Origin of the sequence: Psychrobacter sp. L7, assembly GCF_002810365.1 — a bacterium.
Lineage (GTDB): Bacteria > Pseudomonadota > Gammaproteobacteria > Pseudomonadales > Moraxellaceae > Psychrobacter > Psychrobacter celer.
In genome coordinates this window covers 289,849-307,634 of the sequence record NZ_NEXR01000010.1, presented here as the reverse complement: position 1 = coordinate 307,634, position 17,786 = coordinate 289,849, and the positions used below count along the sequence as shown (strand labels likewise).

19 protein-coding genes and 1 tRNA gene are annotated in these 17,786 nt (G+C 47.4%); 8 read left to right on the top strand and 12 right to left on the bottom strand.

The window, feature by feature from the left end:
• Positions 1 to 196: 196 nt before the first annotated feature.
• Positions 197 to 1,906: a SulP family inorganic anion transporter gene (locus tag CAP50_RS11020; RefSeq protein WP_100750022.1), complete on the bottom strand. Its 1,710-nt coding sequence runs from the start codon at positions 1,904 to 1,906 to the stop codon at positions 197 to 199.
• Between the two features lie 102 nt (positions 1,907 to 2,008).
• Positions 2,009 to 2,422: an ArsR/SmtB family transcription factor gene (locus CAP50_RS11015; RefSeq protein WP_424108359.1), complete on the bottom strand. Its 414-nt coding sequence runs from the start codon at positions 2,420 to 2,422 to the stop codon at positions 2,009 to 2,011.
• A gap of 235 nt (positions 2,423 to 2,657) precedes the next feature.
• On the opposite strand from CAP50_RS11015, the gene CAP50_RS11010 reads away from it, so the two are divergent.
• Positions 2,658 to 3,527: an MBL fold metallo-hydrolase gene (locus tag CAP50_RS11010; RefSeq protein WP_100750100.1), complete on the top strand. Its 870-nt coding sequence runs from the start codon at positions 2,658 to 2,660 to the stop codon at positions 3,525 to 3,527.
• Positions 3,528 to 3,612: 85 nt separating this feature from the next.
• Complete coding sequence (gene trxC / locus CAP50_RS11005; RefSeq protein WP_075100416.1) at positions 3,613 to 4,050, top strand: thioredoxin TrxC; 438 nt, start codon at positions 3,613 to 3,615, stop codon at positions 4,048 to 4,050.
• A 125-nt stretch (positions 4,051 to 4,175) separates the two neighbouring features.
• On the opposite strand, the gene CAP50_RS11000 is transcribed toward trxC, so the two are convergent.
• The 4 genes from CAP50_RS11000 to CAP50_RS10985 form a co-directional block, all read right to left on the bottom strand.
• A complete protein-coding gene (locus tag CAP50_RS11000; protein ID WP_100750020.1) occupies positions 4,176 to 4,577 on the bottom strand; it encodes a hypothetical protein in 402 nt (133 codons plus the stop codon).
• 214 nt (positions 4,578 to 4,791) lie between these two features.
• Positions 4,792 to 5,151 carry a SirB2 family protein gene (locus tag CAP50_RS10995; RefSeq protein WP_100750019.1) on the bottom strand — a complete coding sequence of 120 codons (360 nt, stop codon included), beginning with the start codon at positions 5,149 to 5,151 and terminating at the stop codon, positions 4,792 to 4,794.
• Between the two features lie 95 nt (positions 5,152 to 5,246).
• Positions 5,247 to 5,567, bottom strand: coding sequence for a BolA family protein (locus tag CAP50_RS10990; RefSeq protein WP_172953125.1), 321 nt, complete (start codon positions 5,565 to 5,567; stop codon positions 5,247 to 5,249).
• A gap of 251 nt (positions 5,568 to 5,818) precedes the next feature.
• Positions 5,819 to 6,631 carry a M48 family metallopeptidase gene (locus CAP50_RS10985; RefSeq protein WP_100750017.1) on the bottom strand — a complete coding sequence of 271 codons (813 nt, stop codon included), beginning with the start codon at positions 6,629 to 6,631 and terminating at the stop codon, positions 5,819 to 5,821.
• 638 nt (positions 6,632 to 7,269) lie between these two features.
• On the opposite strand from CAP50_RS10985, the gene CAP50_RS10980 reads away from it, so the two are divergent.
• Both CAP50_RS10980 and CAP50_RS10975 read left to right on the top strand, forming a co-directional pair.
• Positions 7,270 to 7,344 (top strand) — tRNA-Gly (locus tag CAP50_RS10980).
• A gap of 204 nt (positions 7,345 to 7,548) precedes the next feature.
• Positions 7,549 to 8,340 carry a glucose 1-dehydrogenase gene (locus CAP50_RS10975; RefSeq protein ID WP_100750016.1) on the top strand — a complete coding sequence of 264 codons (792 nt, stop codon included), beginning with the start codon at positions 7,549 to 7,551 and terminating at the stop codon, positions 8,338 to 8,340.
• 118 nt (positions 8,341 to 8,458) lie between these two features.
• Here CAP50_RS10975 and CAP50_RS10970 read toward each other — a convergent pair whose 3' ends face one another.
• The 4 genes from CAP50_RS10970 to CAP50_RS10955 form a co-directional block, all read right to left on the bottom strand.
• Positions 8,459 to 9,262, bottom strand: a complete 804-nt coding sequence (locus CAP50_RS10970; RefSeq protein WP_100750015.1) for an SDR family NAD(P)-dependent oxidoreductase — start codon at positions 9,260 to 9,262, stop codon at positions 8,459 to 8,461.
• The gene (locus tag CAP50_RS10965; RefSeq protein WP_100750014.1) at positions 9,262 to 10,383 is read right to left on the bottom strand and encodes a hypothetical protein; all 1,122 of its coding nucleotides are present in this window, start codon (positions 10,381 to 10,383) and stop codon (positions 9,262 to 9,264) included. Before CAP50_RS10965 ends, CAP50_RS10970 begins: the two co-directional genes overlap by 1 nt.
• Before the next feature lie 83 nt (positions 10,384 to 10,466).
• On the bottom strand, positions 10,467 to 11,393 hold the full coding sequence (locus CAP50_RS10960; RefSeq protein ID WP_100750013.1) for a LysR family transcriptional regulator: 927 nt from the start codon (positions 11,391 to 11,393) through the stop codon (positions 10,467 to 10,469).
• Positions 11,394 to 11,784: 391 nt separating this feature from the next.
• Complete coding sequence (locus tag CAP50_RS10955) at positions 11,785 to 12,393, bottom strand: YceI family protein (RefSeq protein WP_241900749.1); 609 nt, start codon at positions 12,391 to 12,393, stop codon at positions 11,785 to 11,787.
• 223 nt (positions 12,394 to 12,616) lie between these two features.
• Here CAP50_RS10955 and CAP50_RS10950 point away from each other — a divergent pair, with 223 nt between their 5' ends.
• The 4 genes from CAP50_RS10950 (at position 12,617) to CAP50_RS10935 (ending at position 16,042) form a co-directional block, all read left to right on the top strand.
• A complete protein-coding gene (locus tag CAP50_RS10950; RefSeq protein ID WP_100750012.1) occupies positions 12,617 to 13,204 on the top strand; it encodes a YoaK family protein in 588 nt (195 codons plus the stop codon).
• Between the two features lie 285 nt (positions 13,205 to 13,489).
• Positions 13,490 to 14,203 (top strand): pirin family protein, encoded by a 714-nt coding sequence (locus CAP50_RS10945; protein WP_100750011.1) that lies wholly within the window; start codon positions 13,490 to 13,492, stop codon positions 14,201 to 14,203.
• Between the two features lie 88 nt (positions 14,204 to 14,291).
• Positions 14,292 to 15,230: a pirin family protein gene (locus tag CAP50_RS10940; RefSeq protein ID WP_100750010.1), complete on the top strand. Its 939-nt coding sequence runs from the start codon at positions 14,292 to 14,294 to the stop codon at positions 15,228 to 15,230.
• Between the two features lie 200 nt (positions 15,231 to 15,430).
• On the top strand, positions 15,431 to 16,042 hold the full coding sequence (locus CAP50_RS10935) for a nitroreductase family protein (protein ID WP_100750009.1): 612 nt from the start codon (positions 15,431 to 15,433) through the stop codon (positions 16,040 to 16,042).
• 205 nt (positions 16,043 to 16,247) lie between these two features.
• Here CAP50_RS10935 and CAP50_RS10930 read toward each other — a convergent pair whose 3' ends face one another.
• Both CAP50_RS10930 and pnuC read right to left on the bottom strand, forming a co-directional pair.
• Complete coding sequence (locus CAP50_RS10930) at positions 16,248 to 16,694, bottom strand: Mpo1 family 2-hydroxy fatty acid dioxygenase (RefSeq protein WP_172953124.1); 447 nt, start codon at positions 16,692 to 16,694, stop codon at positions 16,248 to 16,250.
• A gap of 266 nt (positions 16,695 to 16,960) precedes the next feature.
• Positions 16,961 to 17,692, bottom strand: coding sequence for a nicotinamide riboside transporter PnuC (pnuC, locus tag CAP50_RS10925; protein WP_075100428.1), 732 nt, complete (start codon positions 17,690 to 17,692; stop codon positions 16,961 to 16,963).
• Positions 17,693 to 17,786 lie beyond the last annotated feature (94 nt).

Below are 17,786 nucleotides of genomic sequence, written 5' to 3'. Positions count from 1 at the left end.
AAGCGTCAGGCACCCTCCGTGAGCGGGAGATGACAGCCTACTATTTTAATTTATTTGTCTATACAAAAAACAGCCTGCTTTATATCCTATCATAACGATATTTTATTGCCAGTGACACCAGTGATTGATGCGATGTCGTAAAAACAAAGCGGCAAACATCAGCTTGCAACCATAAAGCCATTATGCCAACCGCCTGCTAGCGCGCTGTCAACGCATTGACCGCGTCTAGTGTACTGAGATAGACCTGCCCTGATAGCTCGGTGATGAGCGGCGTGTGACCGATGACATCCATGACAGGCCCCTTCACAAAGCTAAAGTGCAGACGTTTATGTTGTTGTGCCAGCTCTTTGTTGAGCGTACTGAGCATCTCTTGGGCGGTCAGGTCGATATGGTTGACAGCAGACATGATTAAGATAAGCTCGCGCGCCTCGGGGTATTGTTGTAATGCCTTTAAAATGCGCAGGTGCACCGATTCACTGTTGCCAAAAAACAAGCTTTCATCGATACGCAGTAGCAACAAATTATCAAAAGTCACCACATCATGACGATTGATATTGCGAAAGTGACCAGTGCCGCCCAACTGACCGACGATCGCCACGTGCGGTTTACTCGATTGCCAGATAAGGCTGGCAAAAGACACCATCAGACCGATGACCAGTCCTGTATTTAGACCAAATATCAGTACGCCTGCAAACGCTGCGATAAAGCTGGCGGCATCCAAACGATCTCGCTGCCACGCCGACTTTAGGGTATCGATATCGATAAGCCCAATGATAGAGGCCATGATGGTCGCTCCTAGCAGCGCATAGGGTAGCGGCGCGAGTGCATTACCAAAAGCGATCAGCGCGGCGATCATCACCACTACAGTGACGAGGCTGGCCATTGGCGTTTTGGCCCCTGAGTCGACGTTGATGGCGGTACGCGAAAACCCGCCAGCGACCGCAAAGCTCTGAAACAGACCGCCAGATAAGTTGGCTAGCCCAAGACCAGTTAGCTCATGGTTGGCATCGAAACGCTCACCGCGCAAGCGTGCATAAGTGCTCGCCACAGAGCTACTGGACACAAAGACAATCAGTGCCATCAGTCCTGCAGTGGGCAAAAGCTTGAGCGCTTCTTGCACATCGGGCAGATGCGGTAGTGTGAAGCTTGGCAGCCCTTGCGGGATACTGCCGATGGTCGCAACCCCCAGCGCGCCCCAATGCAGCGCCATACTCAGTATGATAGCCACACCGAGCAAAATCAGGGGAAATAAGCGCTCGGCCCATTTAGCCGATGACGCTGCCAGCCATGTACGCCAGACCCACTTGTTGGCGTAGCGGTTCGCTACCAAAAGGGCAAAGGCGATGACACCGATAAGCAAGGTCAGAGGATGCAGCTGGCGCATGTACATTTGCAGGCTAGACAGATAGCCAATCAAGCTACTACCCGCGACTGGAATCGCAGTCAAATACTTCAGCTGACTGACAAAAATAAGCACCGCTGCACCGCTGACAAAGCCTGCCGAGACCCCGCGGCTGATGAACTGCATGATCCAGCCGAGCTTGAGACGTCCGGCTACCCAGAGCAGCGCTCCTACCATAAACGCCAATAGGCTCGCCATCAAGGCGTACTGCTCAGCGCCTTTATCGGCATAGGGCAGCAAGCTACTTGCCGTCATAATAGCCGTGATGGCGACAGGACCGACCGCTTGGACATTGCTCGAGCCCAGCCAAGCATAGACAATGACTGGCACAATCGCCGCATACAGGCCATACACAGGTGGTAATCCTGCCAGTACTGCGTAGCCGAGACTCTGCGGAATGACAAGCACGCCCACGACCAATCCGGCGATGACGTCAGTTGGCAAGGTAGCTAGCTGGTATTGGCGTAGCCATGTGGGAATCAGGCGAGCAGCGATAGAAGACATATCAGCACATCATCTTAAAAAATATTTTGACAACAAAAAATAGCAGCGCCATCAAGTGATAGTGGCCGTCCGCGTCTGTGAACGGCTATTGACTGACTGTGGCTAGTCGGTTTTGGCACAAAAACGTTGGTACAGCAGATTTAAGACTGCCAGCGCATCCTCACTTGCGATACGATAGTAGATCTGTTTGCCTTCGCGGCGGGTCGTGACCAGCTCATCTTTGCGCAAAATACCGAGCTGCTGCGACAAGCTGGGCTGTCCAACGCCGACCAAACCTTCAAGCTCACTGACGCAGTATTCACCTTGGGTGAGCTGACACAGCAGCAGCAAGCGATCAGGATGCGAGAGCGACTTCAATAGTTGGCTGGCTTGCATAGAGGCTTGTTGCATCTGCTTGGCCAGATCGGCGGGGACAAAGTCTGCTGGATATGTGGATGCATCCTCATTCGTACTCTGAATGGATGCACTCGATGCTGAAGTAGAAGTAGTCAGAGTGAGCTCCTTATAAAATAGCAATAACTGTCTCGGTGACATCAATAAATATATGGTTAATTATCAATGATATCATCAATGATAGCAAGTTATCATTAATTACATTATATAAATTGATAAAATATATGGGAGTTGCTATATTAACACCATAAACGAGTCGGCAACTGAGTAAATATTATATACGACTCAATATCATACTTAACTATTATTTATAGGTTAAAAATATTTATAGATGAAATATTCTGATAGCGAGGCTGCCATGCAAGTTCATTCTTTCTTACATAGCGATACTGAGACCTATACGCACGTACTGGCTGATGTCCAACACAAGCTATGTGCCATCATCGATCCTGTATTGGATTTTGATGCCAAGTCTGGTCACACCGCTACCAGTAGCGTCGATGAGGTCCTCGCCTTTGTCCGCGAGCAGGGCTGGGAGCTGGTGTATATCATCGAAACCCACGCCCATGCCGATCATATATCGGCGGCCATTCATGTCAAAGAAACACTCGGCGGGCAGCTCGTCATCGGTCAGCACATCACGGAAGTGCAAAAAATATTTAAGCAAATTTTTAACTTTGACATGAGTTTTCGCACCGATGCCAGTCAGTTCGATATTTTGACAGACGACGGCGATACCTTAGCGCTTGGCGACATCACCATCACAGCGATGTATGTGCCAGGTCATACGCGTGCAGATATGGCCTATCTGGCAGCCGATGCCGAAAAAACCGTGGTGTTTGTCGGAGACACGTTGTTTGCCCCCGATGTCGGCACGGCGCGTTGTGACTTCCCAGGTGGTGATGCCAAGATGCTGTATCACTCTATCCAAAAGTTGCTGGCGCTTCCCGAAGATACCATCATGTATCTGTGTCATGACTATCCGAGCAAAGGACGCAAACACTGCCCCACGACCACGGTCGCCGCCCAAAAAATGGGCAATATCCATGTCAAAGACGGTATCAACGAGGCAGAGTTTGTGCATATGCGTGAGCGGCGCGATGCCACGCTTTCGATGCCGCGTCTGATTATTCCGGCTGTTCAGGTCAATATCGATGCAGGGAATTTTCCGCAACCAGAAGCCAATGGTACCCGTTATCTTAAAGTACCCATCAATGCGCTGGGATAATGGCAGCATGTAAAGTTATGCTATATTTAAAAGTAACAAACACATACGCCACAAAAATCATAAGGGCTAAAAAAGGAGTCTGATGATGAATGAACAAAACCTGCATCTGGTCTGCCCACACTGCCAAGCGACCAACCGTATACCAGCAGCGCGGCTGACTGCTGCGCCAAACTGTGGTCGCTGTCGTCAGCCATTATTGACAGGCAGCGCGCATGAGCTGAGCGCACACACCGTCAATAAAGTCATTCAAAAAAATGAGGTATTGACCATCGTGGATTTTTGGGCGAGCTGGTGTCAGCCGTGTCTCATGATGGCGCCGCAGTTTAAAGAGGCTGCCAGTCAATTGCCACAAGTGGTCTTTGCCAAATTGCAAACCGATAAGTACGAACAAGCCGCCGCGCCTTATCGTATACGCAGCTTACCGACGATGGTGGCGTTTAGAGGTGGTAAAGAGATTGCGCGGCAGTCAGGCGCGTTGCCCAGTCAGCAAATCGTGCAGTGGGTACAAAGCCTGCAATCATAACCACTAGATGTTCTCATCAAAAAGCCAATACGTTGATCGCGTATTGGCTTTTTTATGGTCGTACGAGCAACGATGGTATTTTATCGATTTGACCTCTATCAACTCACCATAGTTTGTTTGTTTATCTATTCGCCATATATCTTGATGCCACTGGCAAAGCTGCAGCGCTGGATGCGCGCGGACTGAACAACGGCATCACGCTCGCCGTAGAGCCGTGATAGCTTGGCATCGCGGGCTTTGGTGTTGTTGCTTTTTCCCACGCCAAAGCTGATATTGGGTGAGATACCCCAGCGGCCCGCTGAGACGCCGACCCCCACGCCAGAGGCAGCGATGGTCGACTGCTGATTGCGCGCAGTCTCGACATAACGATTGATACGGTTGTACTCTTGGCTCAGCGCTTGGCAGTCATAGTTTTGGTAGGTGCTGGGCGGCACATACTGCGGAGTGATATTGCCAGTCGAGGCGCAGCCTGCAAGCGCAAAAATGCCTGCTGAGGCCAGTAATGTCGCGGAAAATAGAGTTTTCATAGTGGCTCCATAAGGCAAGATGGGGGTCATATAAACAGCAATATCTGCTATAAACGCCGTTGTTTATATTTAAGATAGCAAAAATAAACAGATTAAGATATTGAAAAATATGTCATTTATGAAATATGCCGGCTATAGTCAGTTGCAAACAAAACTGTCATAAGTTCCAAAGCGCTACTGGGATGAGTTTTTCGCAGCCTCCGTAAACAGCGCCTTAAAATAAGTTGGCTGGTTTGACCACAGCAAGTATCACGATACCTGCATAGGCGATCGCCGAGATCAAAATCCCCGTTTTCCTTTGGCCGAGCGTTGCATGGTTGTTAAAGGCTTTTATGCTGGCACTGATGGCAGCGACTAGCAAAATAATCTTGGCAAACACCCACTGCACAGGGGCGTTGGCACTCATTAGCTGCATCAACATGATGGCACCTGAGCCGATGACAAGCGCATAAATGATGTGAGTGGCTATCTTCACCGCCTTTGGGGCGCGTCTATTGGCACTCAATACCAGATAGCTTTGATATAAAAACAGAACGATGGTCAGGACGGCCATCAGCATATGTAAATGTTTCATTAAATATCCTTCCCTCTGAGGTGATCCAATCACGCAGCGCTACCGTCACAACGTTCATACGACGCGCAGTCATGGTTGATTATTCTGTCGATGGCTTAGCTGTTTTGACCAGCACACAAGGGGCTATCTGGGCTTTGCCCTTGCCATTCTGTTGGCGTATAGGCATGTATGGCTAAGGCATGCACCGAGCCTCCTTGCGAGGTCAGTAGGGGCACTACCAAGCCGTAAACCAGTTGATGGCGAGCGACCAAACGCTTGCTCTCGAAGGCATCGCTTACGATAGTGAGCTTAAAATGGCTTTCTTTGTCATCAAAGTAGCCTGCATGATTCATCGATTCGTTAATCAGCTCGATATGCTGCGGCTGCAAGCTCTGTAGCTCAGCATAGAGGGCATCAGCGGTAGGCGTGGTACTCATGGATAGCATCCTTTTACGCGATATTGTTTGATAAGGTGGTGTTTAATGAGGTATGGGCACCGATGACGTACTAGCGTCTTGCAGCGATGCTTGAGGTTATTATAGCAGACGCCGATTATAGCAGACACTGATGCGCAAGCCTTATCATTCAGCAGACAATGGAGTATGGCCACTTTTATAAAAAAGCAGAATACAAACCGTGGTCTGTACTCTGCTTGACAGTCAATCTAATCAGTCATGCTAAATGATGATTAGCGGCGTGCTTTTTGGTAAAGCGGCATGACTTTGGGCATCAATGACTGCAACTGGGCAATGCGATTGCTGCTGCTTGGGTGAGTGCTCAAAAACTGCGGCGGCTCGCCTTGGCTGGCGCGCTGCATTTTTTGCCATAAGCTAATCGCGGCCTGCGGGTTGTAGCCTGCGCGAGCCATTAGCTCAAGGCCAATCTGGTCGGCTTCTGCTTCTTGAGTACGGCCGTGCGGACGACTCAGGCCTAGGTCACCGGCGACATTGGCCAGCTCCGCCTGACCTTGCGAGAGACCAAAGATGCTAGCGGCGACGCCAATGCCCGTTTGAGTAGCGTATTGGCGGGAGATACGCTCGCGTGAGTGCTCACGCAATGCGTGAGACATCTCATGTCCCATGATGGCGGCGATTTCATCGTCGGTCAGATTGAGGCGATCGATGATGCCTGAATAAAACATGATTTTGCCACCTGGCATCACAAAAGCGTTGAGCTGATTTGATTTGATCGTGTGTACTTCCCATGGCCATTTTGCCGCATCAGGACGATAGACGCCGACTTGCCCGATTAGACGATTGGAGATGTTTTTGAGGCGATTGAGCTGGGCTCTATTGGTATCGAGCAAGCCGCGAGCTTTTGCTTCTTGCAAGGTCTTTGCATAGCTTTGCGCTGATAATTGTAACACCTGCTCATTAGAGACCAAGAGCAACTGCTGACGATCAACGCCCACCGCGCCAGTATTGGTGGTGCTACTACAGCCAGTCAGTGTCAGCGCCGATAAAGACGCGGCCATGACAGTTGTGGTCAGTAATTTTTTCATAATAAACATCCTCACTGTAAATAATAAATAAAGTTGCACAAAGTGTTGCGTTATTGGTCAGGTATTGGCGCTAAAATGGTACAGGCTATAGTCATGGTCAATGCATTTTAAACAGAACATAGCGCGTTTAAACTTTATAACCGTTTTGTCTTAAATGGACTATAGTTATTTAAAACCGCAAAGCTTGGCTGATGGACAACGGGTTTAGCCCATTGAGATACAATCGCTTGATTGAGGACATGCCCTAGTATCGAACCGAGCCATACTGCTTAAGATTTTACCCGAACCATGGTTTAGCATAAGTATAATAATGTTAATAAGCCAAAACCAAGACAGAAAAAGTAACAGTACACCCTATGATTGTAAGTAAACAGCGCGCCCAAACACAGTGATAGACATGCATAGCCGTGAGCCCAGCAAATACAGCCCTTGATTTGCTAAAATATTTTAGAAAAACTGGCCGATAATACTCATTGTAAAATCAAACGCTTATAGCAGAATCGCTGGTAAATAAAGGCTGTCAGCGAAAATATTTGCAAAAAATGCAGAAAAAGGTGTTGACAGGCTTAGAATTTTTGCTAAAATAGCCAGCCTATCGAGACGGAGTTGTTGTTAACAATAACGCGATTCGATGTTTAGCGGGATTAGCTCAGTGGTAGAGCATAACCTTGCCAAGGTTGGGGTCGAGAGTTCGAATCTCTTATCCCGCTCCAAATATGGCTCTGTTAGAGCACTAAAGCCTCACATTATTGTGAGGCTTTTTTTATGGGTGAAATCTGGTAGCTGGTCAAATCTTACGCATAAACGATTACAAAATACGGATGAATTGATACACGTATTTTAGAGTAAGCGCGCATACTAAGTAACATACGAGGTAACACACGAGACATCATAAATAACAATGATAAGGAATGAGTATGCAAGCGTTTCAACCCAAAGCCTTTTCGGCATTGTTTGATTTGACAGGTAAAACTGCCATCGTCACTGGCGGTGCCAATGGTATTGGTAAAGCCACTGCGCTGCGACTGGCACAAGCTGGCGCCAACATCGTCATCGCCGATCTGAAGATAGAAGATGCCAAGTCGGCGGCCAAAGAAGTCGAAAGCTTTGGGGTCAAGGCTTTGGCCGTAGAGTGTAATATTTTAAAAGACGATGATTTGGTGGCCATGGTCGATAAAACGGTGGCAACTTTTGGCACGGTCAACATATTGATCAGCAACGCTGGCGGCGGTGGCGGCGGGCAAGAAGATCCGTCTAAAATCTCAGTGGATGATTTTCGCCGTGATTTTGAGCTAAATGTCTTTAGCGCTTGGCGTCTGTGTCAGCTGTGTGTGCCGCACATGAAAAAATCCGGCTACGGCTCAATCGTCATCACCACCTCGATGTCGAGTATCAATAAGAGCCCTGACATGAGTGGCTACGCTGCATCAAAAGCGGCAGTCAATCACATGGTGGCAAATCTGGCGCACGATTTTGGTCCTGAGGTGCGTATCAACGCGGTTGGCCCAGGTGCTACGCGTACAGCGGCATTGCAGAGTGTGCTGACGCCTGAGATCGAAGCGCGCATGCTGTCGCACACACCCATCAAGCGTTTGGGCGAGGCAGATGATATCGCAGGCGCCATGCTGTATTTTGCCTCACCTATCTCTGAGTGGGTAAGTGGTCAGACGTTGTTTGTCAATGGCGGCGGCGTACAAACCTTAGATTAACGGGCGCCTAGCACGTAATTGTTCAAGATAAAAAAGCGTCATCCAACCACTGGATGACGCTTTTTATTACTCAGAACTCATTATCAGGCTGCATAGCTGTATTCTTTTTACTTAGCCATTATTTTTTGGCCGAAAACGCCGCGGCCTTGTTGCCTATCCAATTGACCCAGCTGACTGGAAAAAAACGCAGCTGCAGTCTGATGAGGTTTGCCATCACGCCTGGCACCACCAAAAACGATCGGTTTTCCACACCCTTTAGCATGGATTTGACTGCCTCTTCGATATTTAATTCGCCTGCCAGTTTTTTCATACCGACGCCTGCTGCATCCATGACGCCGACCTCAGACTGGGTCAGCGGTGTGTCAATCGGCGGCGGTGCAAAGACCGTGATATCAATGCCTAGCGGTTTCCATTCGTAGTTTAATGACTGCATCATGCCCCAAATGGCAAATTTAGAAGCACTATAAGAGCTATAGCCATAACTGCCTGTAAACGACGACATAGAAGCGGTGACCATGACCTGATCGCCACGCTCCAAAAACGGCCGCACCGCCGCAAGGACGTTGCGCGTGCCAAATAAGTTGATGTGCATCACGCGCTCAAACTGTGCTTGACTCATCTTATCAAACGTCCATGGACCTGTGATACCCACAAAATGCATCAAAATATCTGGCGGGCACTGAGCCGCTGCGGTAGCAATTTTTGTACAGGTCATCTCAGCATCAGTGACATCCAGCTCATAGGTGCTGATTGAGGCATTGTGCTTATTTAGCCCTTGTAACGCCGATAAGGCATCATCAAGCGGCTGCACATCAAACAATACTAAGTGCGCGCCTTGCTTGATGAGCTGCTTGGCACTCTCAAAGCCGATACCAGAAGCAGCGCCAGTGATATATATGGTCTTGTCGGAGAAATAACGCATCAGGCACCTGCCTTTTGTGCGGCGTTATGTTTCATCGAGCCCGCTTGTAGTGTACCAAAGGTGGCCTCACCGATCAGGTGACTGACTTTATGACCAGGAATTAGCCAATAAGGCGTCGCTTCACTGCTCGAGGCACAGTTAGGGAAGTCGGGGTTTTGGGAGGGGCCTGCGATGGTCTTTTCGATGACCATGGAGATATATTGCTCGTTACTGCCTTCTAGGGTGTTGCCGTTTAAGATAACCTCCATACCGGTCTCTTTTGCATAACGGCGGATGGCGTCGACGGTCGAGTACATTGGCGCATAAGCGTCTGCGCCCACGCCGTTTTCTGAGGTGACTCTGATGCCATCGGGCACGCGGGCGACGAGTGAGTGGTTGCCCTCAGTATGGCCTGGGGTATGTACCAGCGCCAGACCTTCACCCAATTGGATACTACCGGTAAATCGAATCACCTTGTCAGGGTCGATGCCATCGATACCATTAGGGCAATACCAGTCTGCTTGTACGGGCAATAAAGCACTGGCGCTTTGCCACTCACGCTCATGCACCAAAATCTTTGCATTAGGAAAGTAGGCGGCTTGGTCTTTTTTCGAGCCTTTCGTACCGAGCCAGCGGCGGATGTCTTGGGTGTGTAGATGATCATAGCTGATATAATCCACGTCTTCGGGCATGAGACCCACCTCTGCGAGGGCACCTGCCACATCACGAATAACAGGCGCGACCACATTTTCAAGCGGTGACCAATTCGGCATTTTATCCGTCAAACGCTTAAAAAAAGGCGTCTCACGATCCGCTTCGATATCAGAAGGAGAGAACAGCAGGGTCTTTAGCTCACCCAAAAAGTCATGATACTGAATGATAAAAATACGGTTTAAGATATGGATATAGGGGAATTTATACGTGCTTTGGGTATAGACACCGCTGTAGGCGTACCACGTGGGATAGGGCACTCTGACCATATCGGCGCTTTGATAAAACTGCACCGGTGGCTCAGACATCAAGCGCTCTCGAAACGCGCTTGCTTGTTTGCGCGCGGCCTTTAGGCGCTCTTGTGGTAATGGGCTTTGATGAATACCATCAAACTCGTGGACGGCCTTGATACCTAACGATGATAAATCCATAATGCATCTCCTTATGACGGATGGATATCGTTAGATAATACTAGCAGTATTGTTTTAAGGTTTATAGCAGCTTTGCTAGACGGCTAAGTTTGTGTAAGCCTTTCAGAAAAATTATCCCAATACGGGTCATCACCGAACCGCTCGGCAATGAAGTCAATCAAATAGCGACAGCGCTGTGATAAAAAACGGTTTTTTGGATACACGGCATAAGCGCTGAGTGTCGGCAGTTGATACTGTGGTAGGATCGGCACCAGCTCGCCGCGAGCCAGCCTTTGATAGGCGATAAAAGTCGGCATAAACACAATGCCATGACCCTTTACTGCCAAATCGACCAAAAACTCGCCATTGGTGGCTTTTATTTTGGCATCGATAGTATGGGTGTGTTTTTTGCCTTGAGCGTCCGTCAGCTCTAAATGACTGGTTTTACTCAGACCGTATTGTAAAAACTCATGGGTCGCCAAGTCAGCCAAAGTCTTAGGTGTGCCCGTTTTGCTCAGATAGTCAGGGCTGGCGCAGAGGGCGTAACGAATCAGCGCCAGACGCTTGGCCTGATAACTCGAGTCTTGTAGCTCTCTGATACGGATGGCCAGCTCATAGCCTTCTTCGATCAAGTCGACATGCCGATCAGAAAAATCCAGCTCAAAACTTAGGTTGGGATGTAGATTGGCATAATCATCAATCACCGCGTTGAGGTGCATCAAGCCAAAGGACAGCGGTGCCGTCATTTTTAAGGTGCCCTCGATGCGAGTGGGCGCGCCGCTGGTTTGCCCATTGAGCGCATCTACTTCACTGAGTATATGCATCACCTGCTGATAATACTGCTCACCTGCTTGCGTCAAATTGGACTGGCGCGTGGTGCGGCTGATCAGCTGACTGCCGAGGCGAGTTTCTAACTCCTTTAAGCGGCGGCTGACGGCTGATTTGGCAATATTGAGCTGCTCGGCAGCTTTGGTGATACTGCCCGCTTCGACAATGCGTACAAACATTGCCATATCTTCTAGCTGTCCCATCCTAATTGTCCTCTTGTTGTTTTGACGCACCGTTTTATGGCCATTCCAAGAAAACAACGATACATTGAGCGGCAGGATAGTTAGGTATCTGAATTATTTGGATTCGACTATAGTTGATTCTAAATAAAACAGATACATTATATATCAACGTGGAACTGGTATAAATTTTCCTTGCGTGCTGTGCCTGCGCCGCTCGATGCTGCGTAAAATTTATCCCAGTCCCACTGTATCGTTTTTATACTGAACTCACTATATACAAACGCCAACAGCGCTCATTAAAATCTTTATACCGTCAAAAAAGCTGAGTTAAAAACTCAGCTTAATTGTAGTATATATCGTGTATCTGTTTTATCTCTAATCGACTATATGATCTTTATAAGACAAGCGGTCGTTACTTGAGATCGGCCTTTTTACTGCCTTCTACTTGAACGACCAGTTTGATGTTTTTCATCATACCGCCCTCGGTATAAGTATCGATACCCCACTTGGTTCTGTCGATGGTGGTTTCAAAATCGCCGCCGCACACTTCAGCGTTTAGCATTGGGCTGTCATAGCAGTTAAACTTAGTGGCTGTCAGTGTCACAGGATGCGTCTGACCCAGTAGTGTTAAGTCGCCTGTGACTGATTTGACTTTATTACCATCAAACTGCCAATTGGTAGATTTAAAATAAGCGGTTGGATGCTCTTTGACATTAAAGAAATCCGCAGATTTTAAATGACCATCAAACTCTTTGATACCTGTGCTCAAGCTGCCCATCGGAATGGTGATGCCGATAAAGCCTTTTTGCTCTTTGGGTGCGTACTCCAGAATGCCTGAGAGGTTATAAAAGCCACCAGTATTGGTCGAGGTGCCAAAATGATCGACAAAAAAGCGCACCGCGGTATGCTTAGGGTCCAGCTCATAGGTCGCTGCCTGACCGACAGTGCTCATCATGCCAAGGGCGCTGATAGCAGCGAAGGCGAAGGCACGATTGGCTTGTTTGAGAGAGGGGAGCATCATGGTTCATTATCCTTATTTGTGATCGAGAATTATGGTAGAGAAAAGAGCGCATTGGCTTAACGTTTTTTCATTTATTTCCGTTAAGTAGTGCTTATAGGTGTCATGGTTAAGTTTAGCAAGAAAACAGGACATTTGAGTGCCACTGTCTATTATAAATGTGTCTCTTCGTTGCTTTTTGTAACGCTTGCATGCTGTATAAATAGAGAAGGCCGCTACCATCGTTATGCCGAATTATATCGGCAACTTGGTATTGGCAGGCAGTGGTTTGGTCAAAGGCGAGGACGGCCTGTGGATCAAGCTGGCTTCTGTGCCGCTGTTTGTTTTGACGGTTGTTGTGACCAAAATCTATATCGATAACAGTCGCCAGCAGCGGCTGATACTGACTCATTTGCTATTGGCAGAGGCGGTGTTTCTCACCGCGTTTATGATAGCAGGATTGTCCTTCCAGCCGTTTACTGATGGCAATAGTATCACCGTTGCGATTACCGGCGGCTTGGGTCTGACGGCCTTGGCGATTCGCAATACAGCCAGCAAAACTGTCATCAAGCACATGAGTCCAACGGTGCTGATGACGGGTAATACCACTCAGTTAGGCATTAATTTATCAGACTATCTTGCCAATAGAACACTCGATAACGCCAAAAAACTTGCGCATAGCTCAGCGCTAGTGAGCAGTTTTGTCATTGGCGCATTATTGGGTGCACTGCTTTATGTCAAATTAAGCTACTGGGCTGTCGGTCTATTTGTATTGCCTGTGCTGTATTTAGCATGGCTGGCTCGTGACAAAAGCTTTTTACAAAATATAGGCTAAGACTCTAAGCGTCAAATTCACTTGGCACTCCGCGCTACCGCACCTTAAAAAAACGCCTGACTCTTTTATTTAAAATCGACTATAACAACTTCTGCTAACGTTTCTAATAGGTTCGTATTAAGGTCAGTATTAGTAGCTTTTATTGTTCTAAATATAAGAATAGTGATTTGCAATTAGCTTTGTTTATCTATTATAAGACAACAATTATAATAAAATCATTACTTAGACAAGCGCGTTAATGAGCAGTATTGAACCAGTTAACGTACGACGATATAAGGCTTTGTTATGCAAACTATCTATCATGCAGCAGACTCTCGCGGCGATGCCGACCACGGCTGGCTCAAAAGCCGTCACACGTTTAGCTTTGCCAACTATCATAATCCAGCGCGTATGGGTTTTGGCGCGCTACGTGTCATCAACGATGATTTTGTCATCGGTGGTCAAGGTTTTGGCAGACACTCACATCGTGGTATGGAAATCATCAGCATCCCATTATCGGGCAAGCTCGGTCATGGCGACAATATCGGCAACGAAGGCATCATCGAAACAGGCGAAATCCAAGTGATGTCGGCAGGCACGGGTATCACTCATAGTGAGATGAACGGCGATGCCAATGAGCCTGTGAAGTTTTTACAGATTTGGGTCATTCCAAACAAAATGAATGTCACGCCGCGCTATCAGCAGTTGCGCATGGATGACATCCTGCAGCCAAATGAGTTTAACCAAGTGCTGTCACCCAATGCCGACGATGCTGGCGTGTGGATTCATCAAAATGCGTGGTTTAGCATCGGCGACTTTGACAAAGGTGTGACACAGACCTATGACTTAAAAGACCCTAACAACGGCGTGTATGTCTTTGTCATTAGTGGTCAGGTTGTGGTAAACAGTAACACTTTAGATACCCGCGATGGCCTTGGTGTTTGGGATACTAAAAGTTTTACGATGGATGTCGCTGAAGACGCTAAAGTCCTTGTCATGGAAGTACCTATGAGCTTTTAGAAGCTTTAAAAAGGTGGCGGCGCTATGGTCATCATCTTTGACACCAGCTAACACACATCATTGATAAATTGATAATAAGAGGTGAGTCATGAGTATTAAAACCCTAGAGCCGCGTTTGGCCGATGTTGGCGGTATTCCTATCGCCCGTCTGTTACCTAATACTGGCAAAAAACCGATCGGTGCGTGGTGCTTTTTGGATCACGCAGGCCCTGCTGAGTTTGAGGACGGTGAGGCTGGCATGCAAGTGGGTCGTCATCCGCATACCAATTTGCAAACCTTTAGCTGGATGTTAGATGGCGAAGTGCTGCATAAAGACAGCTTGGGCAACGAGCAAGTAATTACCAAAAACCAAGTCAACGTCATGACCGCAGGTACCGGTTTAACGCAAGGCATCAGTCATACCGAGCAAAGTGTCTTTCCTGATACGGGCGGCTCGCCAGATGCGGCGCGTGCGCTGAGTATGGTGCAGCTGTGGATTGCTCTACCGACAGACCAAAAAATCGAGCGCGGCTTTCATCACTATCCAGAGCTACCGATGTGGACGGAAAATAATGTAGAGATGATATTGACCACGGGCAACTACACCAGCGTCACAGGCGAGCGCTACGAAGCGCCAACGATACAGTACTCCAAAATGGTCGGTATCGATGTGTACTGGCTAGAGGATGGCGAGGTCACCCTAACGCTAGAGCCTGGTTTTGAATACGGTATCTTGGTCAGCGAAGGGCAGATTGAGTCTGAAGGCAAAATCTGTGAGCAAGATCAGCTATTTCGCTTCCACGATAGTGATGTCGAAAATAACGAAAGCATCAAGCTGGTCGCCAAAAAAGGCACACGGGTAATGTTTATCGGCGGTGAGCCATTAAACAATCAAGTGCTGCTGTGGTGGAACTTTGTCGCTGATAATAAAGAAGAGATTGAGCAGTCTATCATCGATTGGAACAACGGCCACGAGCGCTTTGGTAATGTCGACTCTGATATGAAACGTCTGCCCGCCCCAGCGCTGCCTGACGGTTTTAAAGGATGATTTGACAATACGAATTGTTAATTTATCTTTTATAGTTCACGTTATTGTGAAGATTTTTTACAAAATTTGAATATAGATCGCTCGGTGTGGCTTTTACAATCAAATGATGATTAAGCAAGTTTTAATATTTTTACTATCGACTCATTTTAAAACACATACTTTATATACAACCTAAATATTTAACCCGACGGAGTCTTATTATGTCAGACCTAACCACCTTACAAAATCTTGCCGAAAAACGCCGCTCTATCTATGCCTTGAGCGATCAACTACCAGTCTCTAAGGATGAGATTGTAAAATTGGTAGAGCACGCTATTTTACACACGCCTTCCTCCTTCAACTCTCAGTCAGCTCGTATCGTTGTCTTGTTCGATGAGGATCATCAAAAACTGTGGGACATCACCGAAGAGACATTGAAGGTCATCGTGGGTGACGACGAGAAATTTCAAGGTACAAAAGATAAAATCGCAGGCTTTAAAGCCGGTGCTGGTACGATATTGTTTTTTGAAGACAAAGGTGTAGTCAGAAGCATGCAAGAAGCGGCCCCTTTATATGCGGACAAATTCCCAATCTGGGCACATCAGACCAGCGCCATGCATCAGTATGTGATTTGGACGGCATTGGCAAGCATCGATGTTGGCGCCAACTTGCAGCATTATAATCCAGTGATTGACCAGCAAGTTGCCAATACTTGGAATATCGCTGATGATTGGGAACTAAACGCGCAGATGGTATTTGGTGCCATCGAGCAGCCAGCTGGTGACAAAGAGTTTAAGCCAGTAGAAGAGCGTATGAAGGTGTTTGGTAAATAAGCACCAAAGCTCGGTAGTGTAAGAGATAAAAAACCAAAAAAGCGCCATCCAGCTCATGGGTGGCGCTTTTTTAGGGTGAAGAAATCAAGTGATTTATCGTCGTACAGCATGGCTAGAGTAAGGATAAAGCCATATAAACGAAAATAACCGGTATAAAAACCGTCAGAACACCAACCCTGAGCACATAACGCGCTCCACCGGAGAGTTAGCTACTGGTTTTGTCACCCATCAGGCTATTGGCCACCCATGCAGGCCCAATTAATAAAAACTGTAAATCTTCAAAAAATGAGGGTTTTTTGCCTTCGATTTTATGACCGATAAACTGCCCAATCCAAGCCACAACAAAGACACCTGCCCAGACCTTAAAGCCCCACGGTAGTAAGGTCATGACAGACAGGCAGATAAGGATAAACATGCCCATCGCCAAAAATAACGGCGTGGACAAACGCATGTAGAACAGCAAGACCAAGGCACTAAGCACTAAGGTAAACCAAACGGATAGCGACATACCCATCCCAAGTAAACTGACAAAGATGGTCGGCACGCAGAGCCAATGTATTTTTTTGTTGATTAGGTTTTGGTGGCTGACAGAGTACTCACTGAGCCACTGCTCAAGTGTGCGTTTTGACATGCGGGGTGGACGACGAGACATACTAACCTCCTTGTTAGTCATTAAGATACGACACTCCTCTCCCACATCAGAGCGTCTCTAGTATCATTTGTAGCACTAATTGGGCTTCTCTACCATAGTATCTGATAGACGGTTCAGTCAGCGCTGAGCATTTCTCTCACTTTTGGCTTTACTATGGCGGTTCTTTAGTCTGTCAGGTCTGTCAGCTTTATCCTAGATGCGATAGGGTTTATCAAAAGCGTCTAAGCCATATATCTAAGTCATCTGAGCCCTATTATTTCAGTATATTAGCTTCTCTCGCTACGATGCCATTCATACAGACCGATAAAGGAGTTGACTTGATAGATCATGGTCTGAATGGCAAAAATGTAGTTGCCAGACATAAGATTGACAATGAGCCAAACAAAATTGACGATAATCCACAGCCACCAGTTAAACGAATAGCGCAAAATCATGGCGGCTTGGGCGGTGATCGAGAGCACAAAGGCGAGGACATTGATCCAAAAAAAAGAAATAAAGCCTAAAAATAGACTGTTGTCGTCTTCAACCACCGCATAACCATAGCTGGCTAAAAGGTCGTTGACGGTAGGAAATAGCGCCAGCCCAATCACAATAAAGGCAATTGTAATCAGCCAAACGGCTTTGCTGGCAGACTTGGGTATCATGTCGCCGTCAGGGTCGGTGTGCTTTGACCAATAAAAAATACCATAGACATGGGTAAAAAAGTTAAACAGAGGCGCCAGCATCAAACCCACCGCGCCCGAGGTTGCCTGCACCACCACTTCACCTGCAGTAGCGGCCATGCCAAAGCCATTGCCCAAGACGTTTTTGCGAAATGATAGCGATACCACACAAATCAAGCCGATAAAGGACACCGCCAAATAAAACCAATCTAGGGTAGTATGATCGGTGGTCAACCAAAAGCCTGCTGATAAAGCAATCACGCCGCAGATAAACCAAGTGATGATCCACTGCATGGCCCACTTACCAGTGATATTGTCTAATAGCTGAATACGCATAGGTTTTTCCTAAAATAAATGTTGGGAGCGGCTTGTTTGACTGTTGTGGTTTTGACTCTTTTACAAGCCACTTCTTTTATAATATGCTGTTTTT

Coding starts and splice junctions, on each gene's coding strand:
- CAP50_RS11020 (WP_100750022.1), bottom strand. CDS start 1,906: ATGTCTTCTATCGCTGCTCGCCTGATTCCCACATGGCTACGCCAATAC.
- CAP50_RS11010 (WP_100750100.1), top strand. CDS start 2,658: ATGCAAGTTCATTCTTTCTTACATAGCGATACTGAGACCTATACGCAC.
- trxC (WP_075100416.1), top strand. CDS start 3,613: ATGAATGAACAAAACCTGCATCTGGTCTGCCCACACTGCCAAGCGACC.
- CAP50_RS11000 (WP_100750020.1), bottom strand. CDS start 4,577: ATGAAAACTCTATTTTCCGCGACATTACTGGCCTCAGCAGGCATTTTT.
- CAP50_RS10995 (WP_100750019.1), bottom strand. CDS start 5,151: ATGAAACATTTACATATGCTGATGGCCGTCCTGACCATCGTTCTGTTT.
- CAP50_RS10990 (WP_172953125.1), bottom strand. CDS start 5,567: ATGAGTACCACGCCTACCGCTGATGCCCTCTATGCTGAGCTACAGAGC.
- CAP50_RS10985 (WP_100750017.1), bottom strand. CDS start 6,631: ATGAAAAAATTACTGACCACAACTGTCATGGCCGCGTCTTTATCGGCG.
- CAP50_RS10975 (WP_100750016.1), top strand. CDS start 7,549: ATGCAAGCGTTTCAACCCAAAGCCTTTTCGGCATTGTTTGATTTGACA.
- CAP50_RS10970 (WP_100750015.1), bottom strand. CDS start 9,262: ATGCGTTATTTCTCCGACAAGACCATATATATCACTGGCGCTGCTTCT.
- CAP50_RS10965 (WP_100750014.1), bottom strand. CDS start 10,383: ATGGATTTATCATCGTTAGGTATCAAGGCCGTCCACGAGTTTGATGGT.
- CAP50_RS10960 (WP_100750013.1), bottom strand. CDS start 11,393: ATGGGACAGCTAGAAGATATGGCAATGTTTGTACGCATTGTCGAAGCG.
- CAP50_RS10955 (WP_241900749.1), bottom strand. CDS start 12,393: ATGATGCTCCCCTCTCTCAAACAAGCCAATCGTGCCTTCGCCTTCGCT.
- CAP50_RS10950 (WP_100750012.1), top strand. CDS start 12,617: ATGCCGAATTATATCGGCAACTTGGTATTGGCAGGCAGTGGTTTGGTC.
- CAP50_RS10945 (WP_100750011.1), top strand. CDS start 13,490: ATGCAAACTATCTATCATGCAGCAGACTCTCGCGGCGATGCCGACCAC.
- CAP50_RS10940 (WP_100750010.1), top strand. CDS start 14,292: ATGAGTATTAAAACCCTAGAGCCGCGTTTGGCCGATGTTGGCGGTATT.
- CAP50_RS10935 (WP_100750009.1), top strand. CDS start 15,431: ATGTCAGACCTAACCACCTTACAAAATCTTGCCGAAAAACGCCGCTCT.
- CAP50_RS10930 (WP_172953124.1), bottom strand. CDS start 16,694: ATGTCTCGTCGTCCACCCCGCATGTCAAAACGCACACTTGAGCAGTGG.
- pnuC (WP_075100428.1), bottom strand. CDS start 17,692: ATGCGTATTCAGCTATTAGACAATATCACTGGTAAGTGGGCCATGCAG.